7 protein-coding genes are annotated in these 7,464 nt (G+C 33.3%); all 7 read left to right on the top strand.

Annotated elements, in window-relative coordinates:
- On the top strand, window positions 1-580 hold a 580-nt coding region (locus B0A80_RS20865), incomplete at its 5' end, for a hypothetical protein (protein ID WP_165769288.1).
- Window positions 581-646: 66 nt separating this feature from the next.
- Complete coding sequence (locus B0A80_RS18870) at window positions 647-1,120, top strand: hypothetical protein (RefSeq protein ID WP_124020592.1); 474 nt, start codon at window positions 647-649, stop codon at window positions 1,118-1,120.
- Between the two features lie 5 nt (window positions 1,121-1,125).
- Window positions 1,126-1,701: a hypothetical protein gene (locus B0A80_RS18865; RefSeq protein WP_089078308.1), complete on the top strand. Its 576-nt coding sequence runs from the start codon at window positions 1,126-1,128 to the stop codon at window positions 1,699-1,701.
- 158 nt (window positions 1,702-1,859) lie between these two features.
- Window positions 1,860-2,126 carry a hypothetical protein gene (locus B0A80_RS18860; protein WP_233430783.1) on the top strand — a complete coding sequence of 89 codons (267 nt, stop codon included), beginning with the start codon at window positions 1,860-1,862 and terminating at the stop codon, window positions 2,124-2,126.
- 228 nt (window positions 2,127-2,354) lie between these two features.
- A complete protein-coding gene (locus tag B0A80_RS21055; RefSeq protein ID WP_124020591.1) occupies window positions 2,355-3,344 on the top strand; it encodes a DUF4200 domain-containing protein in 990 nt (329 codons plus the stop codon).
- Window positions 3,341-4,291, top strand: a complete 951-nt coding sequence (locus B0A80_RS18850; RefSeq protein ID WP_124020590.1) for a tail fiber protein — start codon at window positions 3,341-3,343, stop codon at window positions 4,289-4,291. The genes B0A80_RS21055 and B0A80_RS18850 overlap by 4 nt, the downstream gene beginning before the upstream one ends.
- A gap of 319 nt (window positions 4,292-4,610) precedes the next feature.
- Window positions 4,611-7,445: a TonB-dependent receptor domain-containing protein gene (locus tag B0A80_RS18845; protein ID WP_070906358.1), complete on the top strand. Its 2,835-nt coding sequence runs from the start codon at window positions 4,611-4,613 to the stop codon at window positions 7,443-7,445.
- Window positions 7,446-7,464 lie beyond the last annotated feature (19 nt).

Here is a 7,464-nt window from a genome sequence, read left to right as displayed (position 1 = left end):
GGCAGAAGTTGTTATAAGAATAATTAATAATACATCTAAAAATAAATATTTATTTTTAGATGTAAAAAATCTAGGTGTTTTTTACCAAAGTAAAATGACATTTACTAATATTAATTCTTCAAAAATGTATTTAGATTTTTTAGAATTGAATGGAAATAAATCTTTCATACCTGTATCGACATTTAATAACTATAATTCTAGTATTAAAAACGTAGAGGACTTTAAATCTGAAATAAAAAATAATACTATTCTGTTTTTACCAAATCAAGAAAGGCAATTTGTAATTAATCTTTATAAACAAGATGAGTCTGATTATTTGAAGATGTATAAAGTTTTGCCCTCAAAATATTATAAAGTTTCATTGAAAATATGTGGAAATAAAATAAAAGAAAAAATAAAAAACACAAATATCAAAAAACAAGAATTTAGAAATATCATTTCAAAGTACGATTTTAATGATTATCAGTCGAATGAATTTATGATAAAAATTAAAGCGATAAAGAGTCCATCACCTCCGCCTTTACAACCAAGCAAAAAATATAGTAAATATACTTTCAAAGAACTTATGATGATGAAGTAATTTGCGAAAATAATTGGAGTATTAACGGGCTTGATGGTTAGTGGGTTGAATCACGCGATGCATAAAATGCAGGAAAGACAGTCTTTTAAAGAACAACTAAAAGCGAAAGGAATAAATCCTAACGGAAAATTTGGGTTTACTGATCAAGAGTTCATAGATAATATAAATGCTGTAGATGAATTGCGCAGTGTGTTCAAACAAGCATTAAGTAAATTAGGAGATTTGGAAGTGGCTGAAAGTTTGTATAATGAATACGGGCAAGAGGCTTCGGGAACAACAGAAATGAATTCTAATGGTAAATACACAATATCATTATCATCAAGTAGAATAAAAACGAATTTAGATTTTGTTTATATATATGGTGCGGAATTATCACACGTAGTTTATAATTGTGATATGAATTATCAAACTTGGTCTAGCCAATCAAGACTACAAAGAAATCAAGAAGAGTATAGTGTTCATTATTCTTGGAATTTTAAATATGGTGCTCCAGATGGTGTGGGTCAAGTGAATTACTGGAGAAATCAATTAAATAAATAGAAATTATGAGAGCTATACTTTTAATATTTTTTTTAAGTTTTTTCAATTTTAATTATTGTCAGGATGTTAAAATCGAACTGCTAAATGCGAAAACAACAACTGATAATAAAGTAATTTTAACTTTAAAAATCAATAATAATTCGAATGAAAATTATGTGATTAATAAAAATTTTACTTTTGAGGATAAGGCTCCCGATTTTTCTTCCAGCTCTTACACAAAAGTTAATGTATTTGAAAATGATTCTGTTGTAACAAGAATATCAGCAGTTAAATTTGAAAAATTGACAGAGCGAAATAAGAATATTAAAAAATATGATGTTTTTTTTATCAAAAGAAATACTAGTGAAATAATTAGTTTTTGTTTAGACGATTTCTTGACAGAAGGAGAAAAGATAGGACTAAAAATGAAAATGATTTCACTTAGTAATTTAAGTATTAGTTTAGATTTATATCAATCAGGGTTTTTAAACATCAAGAAAAAGAAGATTCTTAATAGAATACGTAAAGAAAATTACATGATTTTTAGAGGACAAATAAGTACTAATAAAGTCCTCTTGCTGGCGCAAGCCTCCCGCTCGTGAATGCATATAAAGTTAGTTCCTGAAATTGAAAAAATAAATATGTATAAATATGAGGAGTTGATGATTCTAAAAGAGAATGTTGATTTTGATGTTTTGTCCGCGAATGGGACACTCGCTCCAGTGAAGGAGGCAGCGACCTTGTGGTCGCTAATTTAATAGTGGGCTTAACTCAGTATAATACCACGGTGTCCTATCCTGGAAACGGATATAATCCTTCGATTAAATCTGAGCGTACCAGTTTTACAGCCGCGATTATTGGAGGTGCGATGATTATCGCTTCCATTCCTATTAAAATTGGATATCCCAAAAAAATCAAATCCGCCATTGCGAAATACAATGACGGTTTGGTAGAAAATCATAAATCGGTTCCCAAAACGACTTTAGTAGCAAGTACTAATCAAATAGGGCTTAGAATTGAATTTTAAATTAACTGATTTTAAAAGAGTGAATAATCAGTTTCTCGTTTAGTTTCTATTAGTAAAATGGTTCAACTATATAAAATGTAAAAAGCGAGATTTTATGTCTCGCTTTTTTTAAATCATTTTTGAAGGAAATAATTGTTGTTTTGCCTTTAATTTTTATGCTTTTCGATGTTTTTTAGGAAGAGAATTTTTAGTATCATAAAGAGAATTAATTAAAATAAAAAAATTTGTATGAATAATTTATTTAAGATTGTTTGCATTTGTTTATTTGTCAGTACGAGGATAAATGCACAGGGGTCTATAAGTATCAATAGCGGTTTGTATAATGTTTTACCGAGACCTGTAATTTCGGCAGGAACTATGGAATATGGAGAAATTAGAGGTTATAGTTTACACGGTAATCTTATGGATGACGGTTTTCTAAGACTGTCTGCAGGTGCTGGAACGACTCCATGGACTAAATCATATATTGACATGTCAGGATATTCTACTGTTCCTGATATGGATCGTAATATTGTTTTTGGGACTTCTGGTACAGAACGTATGCGGATTAATCAGTATGGAAATGTTGGTATTGGAACTTTAACGCCTGGAACTAAGCTAAGTGTATTAGGGGTAATATCTAAATTGACAGAAACGGGAATTGACGGTACTTTTGATAACCTAATAAAGTATGGGCATAAATCAGATTTAGAAAGTGGTACAAGTTATGCTAATCGTTGGCATGGTATTGATGCTACAATTACTGCAGGTACAGCAGAGCAGAATAAATTAAAGTTTAAGCTATATAGTGGTGGGACTGGGAATTTAGTACCTGTTGATGTGATGACTTTGCTTGGTAATGGCAGAGTTGGAATAGGGACAGTCAACCCAGATTCAAAACTTACCGTCGCCGGAAATATTCATGCGCAAGAAGTAAAAGTAACGGCTAGGGCGGGCGAAGTTCCCGATTATGTTTTTGCGAATGATTACAAATTAAAATCATTAGAAGAAGTGGAGAGGTATATCAAACAAAATAGCCATTTACCGGAAATACCATCAGCAAAAGAAATAGAGAAGAATGGTTTGATGCTGGCAGAAATGAATTTGAGCTTATTAAAGAAGATGGAGGAAATGACGCTTTATATGATTGAAATGAAGAAAGAAAATTTAGAAATGACAGCTAAACAGAAACAGCTAGAAAATACAGTTCAGGAATTAAAAAATATAATAAAACAATGAAAATAATAAGTGTTTCTATCTGTTGTTTGCTTTTTTACATAAATGTTAGCGCGCAAGTTTCTAGCTCTTTGTCTGTTCTTGATACTAGAGATAATAATGATCTGCCAAATTTTTCATCAAGGGATTTTAGAGTTGATTTTAAAACAAGAAGCACTATAGGAGTACCTGGTTCGGGTTTTTACTCTACAAATTTAACAATATCGCCTTGGGCAAATAATGAAAATAGTGGAGATAAAAATCATCAGCTAAATTTTAATAATGGTGGTATTTTTTATCGAAATGCATATCCTTTAGATGTCCAATGGAGTGAGTGGGGGAAGATTTTAATGTCAGATCAAGATGGGAATGTAGATTTAACAGGAAGGTTAGCTGTTTTAAGAACCGCTAATCGGCCTGGTAAAGCACATATTCTTTTTGGAAATGGTTCAGCTTTGTCCGGTCAGCCTTCCGCTATGCTCAGCTTTGCTGGATATGGAATTCAACATTCAGGATTTACATGGGTTCCCAACACTTCTATGGATGAAGGTAAGCTATTTCTTTCGTTTGGAGGTGCTGAGGATGGAATTGCTAATCCAATAAAAGTGACTTTTCAATCTAATGGGAATGTAGGTATTGGTACAAAAAATCCAGATTCAAAACTTACCGTTGCCGGAAATATTCATGCTCAGGAAGTAAAAGTGACGGCTAGGGCGGGCGAAGTTCCCGATTATGTTTTTGCGAATGATTACAAATTAAAATCATTAGAAGAAGTGGAGAGTTATATCAAACAAAATAGCCATTTACCCGAGATACCATCAGCGAAAGAAATAGAGAAGAATGGTTTGATGCTGGCAGAAATGAACATGAATCTGTTGAAGAAGATGGAAGAAATGACGCTTTATATGATAGAACAAAATAAGAGAATTAAAGATTTAGAAAAACAAATCGAAGAAATAAAAAGAAAGTAGGAATAATTGTAAAATTACATTACTGTTAAAAAGCGAGATTTTTGGTCTCGCTTTTTTTGTATTGCCAGATTTTTTTTCTGCATATGGTATTTTTAGTAAATCCTCAAAATTTCCCTATAAAATAATATGTATGCATAGTAATTGAATTGTTGAAGGTTTAATATTTGATTTTAATTTAATAAAACAGATTGATGAATAGTTAAAATATTGTGTAAAAATATGGTAAATACTGATTTTTTTTAACATTTTTTTATACATATTAAAATTATTTGTATTTTGGTAGTATAAACTAAACAAAAACTAACCAAAAACTAACCAAATGAGAGTCTATTTATTAATTATGTTGTTTTTCAGCGGAATATCTTTTGCGCAGAATTCAATTACCGGTTCTGTTACAGACAGCAGCACTAAACAAGCTATTCCCGGAGCCAATGTTGTCGTAGTTGGAAGTTCAAACGGTACTTCTACGGATTTTGATGGTACATTTAAGTTAAGTACTTCGGCTAAGCTGCCTTTTTCAATTAAGGTTTCAGCTGTAGGTTTCGAGTCTAAGACGATTAATGTTACTGCTGCAAATCAAAAAATTAATGTAATTTTAAAAGATGAGGAAACTAAATTGAATGAAATTGTGGTTTCTGCTTCCAGAACTCCTGAGAGAGTGCTTGAATCTCCGGTAACTATTGAAAGAATGGGAATCGTTGATATTAAGAGAACCGCTTCTCCTTCTTTTTACGATGGTCTGGAAAATTTAAAAGAGGTACAGATGAATACCAGTAGTATGTCTTTTAAATCAATCAATACCAGAGGTTTTGCAACGGTAGCCAATACTCGTTTTATGCAGTTGGTTGACGGTATGGATAACTCTTCTCCGCTTTTGAACTTTGTACTGGGTAACATGATTGGTATTTCGGAAATAGATGTTCAGAGTGTGGAGCTTTTGCCGGGTGCATCTTCTGCTTTGTACGGAGCAAATGCTTTTAACGGAATTATGTTCATGAACAGCAAAAGTCCATTTACATATCAGGGGGCATCGGCTTATTTTAAATATGGAATGACTTCGCAGGAAGCTGCCGGTACGAATAATTACTACGATTTTGGAATGCGATTTGCGCATGCGTTTAATAAATATTTTGCGGCCAAAGCAAACTTTACTTATATGGAGGCTACCGATTGGTATGCTACAAATTATAACGACAAAACAATTCCCGGAATTGACAGAAGCAATATCAACTATGACGGTATTAATGTTTATGGTGATGAAGTTTCTACTAATTTAAAAGGTGTTGGACAGTCACTGGCGGCTTTAGGAATTATTCCAGCTTCGGCAGTAAATTTATTGCCTAGTAAAAATGTCAGCAGAACGGGTTATAATGAAGTCGATCTTACTAATAATAAAGCTGGAAATACTAAAATAGACTTCTCTTTTCATGGAAGACCTTTTGGTGATGAGCGTTTGGAAATTATCTGGCAAAGTAAATTTGGTTTCGGAAATGCCGTTTATCAGGGTGCCAACAGATATTACCTGAATGACTTTTTTATGCAACAGCACAAAATTGAATTTAAAGGGAAGAATTTCTTTGTGAGAGGATATACTACAACAGAGGATGGTGGTAATTCTTATGATATGGGCTTTACGGGTATTAATATCAACAGAAAGTGGAAAGACGATAAAACCTGGTTTGGTCAGTATGCAGGAGCTTATGTTCAGGCTACTTTAGGTGGAGCAACCCCTGAGCAGGCGCATGCAGCGGGTAGGACTACGGCAGATACAGGTCGTTTCTTACCAGGCACAGCAGCATTTAAGAACGCATTTACTCAGGTAATTGCTGATGAAAGCGTACTTACAGGTTCAAAACTGGTAGATAATTCAAAGATTTATCATTCAGATGCCAACTACAACTTTAAAGACTTGATAAAATTTGCCGAAATCCAGGTAGGTGGATCATTCAGATTGTACGAGTTGAATTCTCACGGAAGAATTTATACCGATGGAAATAGTGGTATCAATTATACAGAATATGGTGCTTATACACAATTGGTAAAGAAATTCATGGAAGACAGATTGAAATTTACAGGATCTATTCGTTATGATAAATCAAAAAATTTCGATGGTAATTTTTCGCCAAGAGTATCTTTTGTGTATTCCGGAGGGGAGAAAAAGAATCATAATTTCAGAGCCTCGTTCCAAACCGGTTTTAGAAATCCGTCTACACAGGATCAATATATAGGTTTTAATATAGGGAATGCGGTGTTAATCGGTTCTGCTCCGGATAACTTATTGCGTTATACAGAGACATTACCTGTTTCTACAACGGCAGGTCAGGCTTTTGCCGGAGGTCCGACTGTTGTAATGACGGGAGTGAATGCTTATAATAATTCTTATACGGCAAGTTCTGTAGGTGCTTTTAGTGCTTTGGCAGGAACTAATCCTGTAGCTGCAGCTGCTCTTTTAAGAAAAACAAATATAAATTATGTAAGACCGGAAGAGGTTAAGGCATTTGAGTTGGGATATCGTTCTTTTATTAATGATGTTTCGGTAGATCTTAATGCTTATTACAATATTTACAATCATTTTATTGGAAATTTAAATGTTGTGGCTCCTTTTTATGGTACGGCACAAGATGCTCCAAACCCTTTATTAGGACCTACAGATCCTGGATTCCAGACGCTTCATGCGCTTCAGAATGGAAACATCAGAGCGTACCAGTTGTATACCAATACAGATGTTGAAATTAAATCGTTCGGATTTGGAGTTGGTCTTTCTAAAAAAGTGATTGCTAATTTTGAATTGGGAGTAAATTATAATTATGCTCAGTTTGATTTTGATCAGGCAAAAGATCCAAGTTTTGAAGCCGGGTTCAATACACCAAAACACAGAGTTAAAGTGTCACTTGGAAATGACAAGTTATTTGAGAACTTCGGATTCAATGTAAGCGGAAGATGGAATAGTGAATACAAATGGGAATCGACTTTTGCAGATGGTATAATTAAGGCGGCAACTGTAATTGATGCGCAGATTAATTATGGACTTCCGAAATTAAAATCACTTTTCAAATTAGGAGCTTCAAATATTGGAGGAAAAGAATATGCTCAGGTGCTTGGTGCAGGATATATCGGTCAGCAATATTTCATTTCCTGGACGATCAATCCGTAATTTGGGATAATAGACAAAA

Origin of the sequence: Flavobacterium tructae (assembly GCF_002217475.1) — a bacterium.
Taxonomy (GTDB): domain Bacteria; phylum Bacteroidota; class Bacteroidia; order Flavobacteriales; family Flavobacteriaceae; genus Flavobacterium; species Flavobacterium tructae.
The sequence above is the reverse complement of the archived record's forward strand: the minus strand, read 5'-3'. Positions and strand labels throughout refer to the sequence as shown.

Excerpts from the sequence above, each read along its gene's own strand:
- B0A80_RS21055 (WP_124020591.1), top strand. The coding sequence starts at position 2,355 with ATGAATAATTTATTTAAGATTGTTTGCATTTGTTTATTTGTCAGTACG.
- B0A80_RS18845 (WP_070906358.1), top strand. The coding sequence starts at position 4,611 with ATGAGAGTCTATTTATTAATTATGTTGTTTTTCAGCGGAATATCTTTT.
- B0A80_RS18870 (WP_124020592.1), top strand. The coding sequence starts at position 647 with ATGCAGGAAAGACAGTCTTTTAAAGAACAACTAAAAGCGAAAGGAATA.
- B0A80_RS18850 (WP_124020590.1), top strand. The coding sequence starts at position 3,341 with ATGAAAATAATAAGTGTTTCTATCTGTTGTTTGCTTTTTTACATAAAT.
- B0A80_RS18865 (WP_089078308.1), top strand. The coding sequence starts at position 1,126 with ATGAGAGCTATACTTTTAATATTTTTTTTAAGTTTTTTCAATTTTAAT.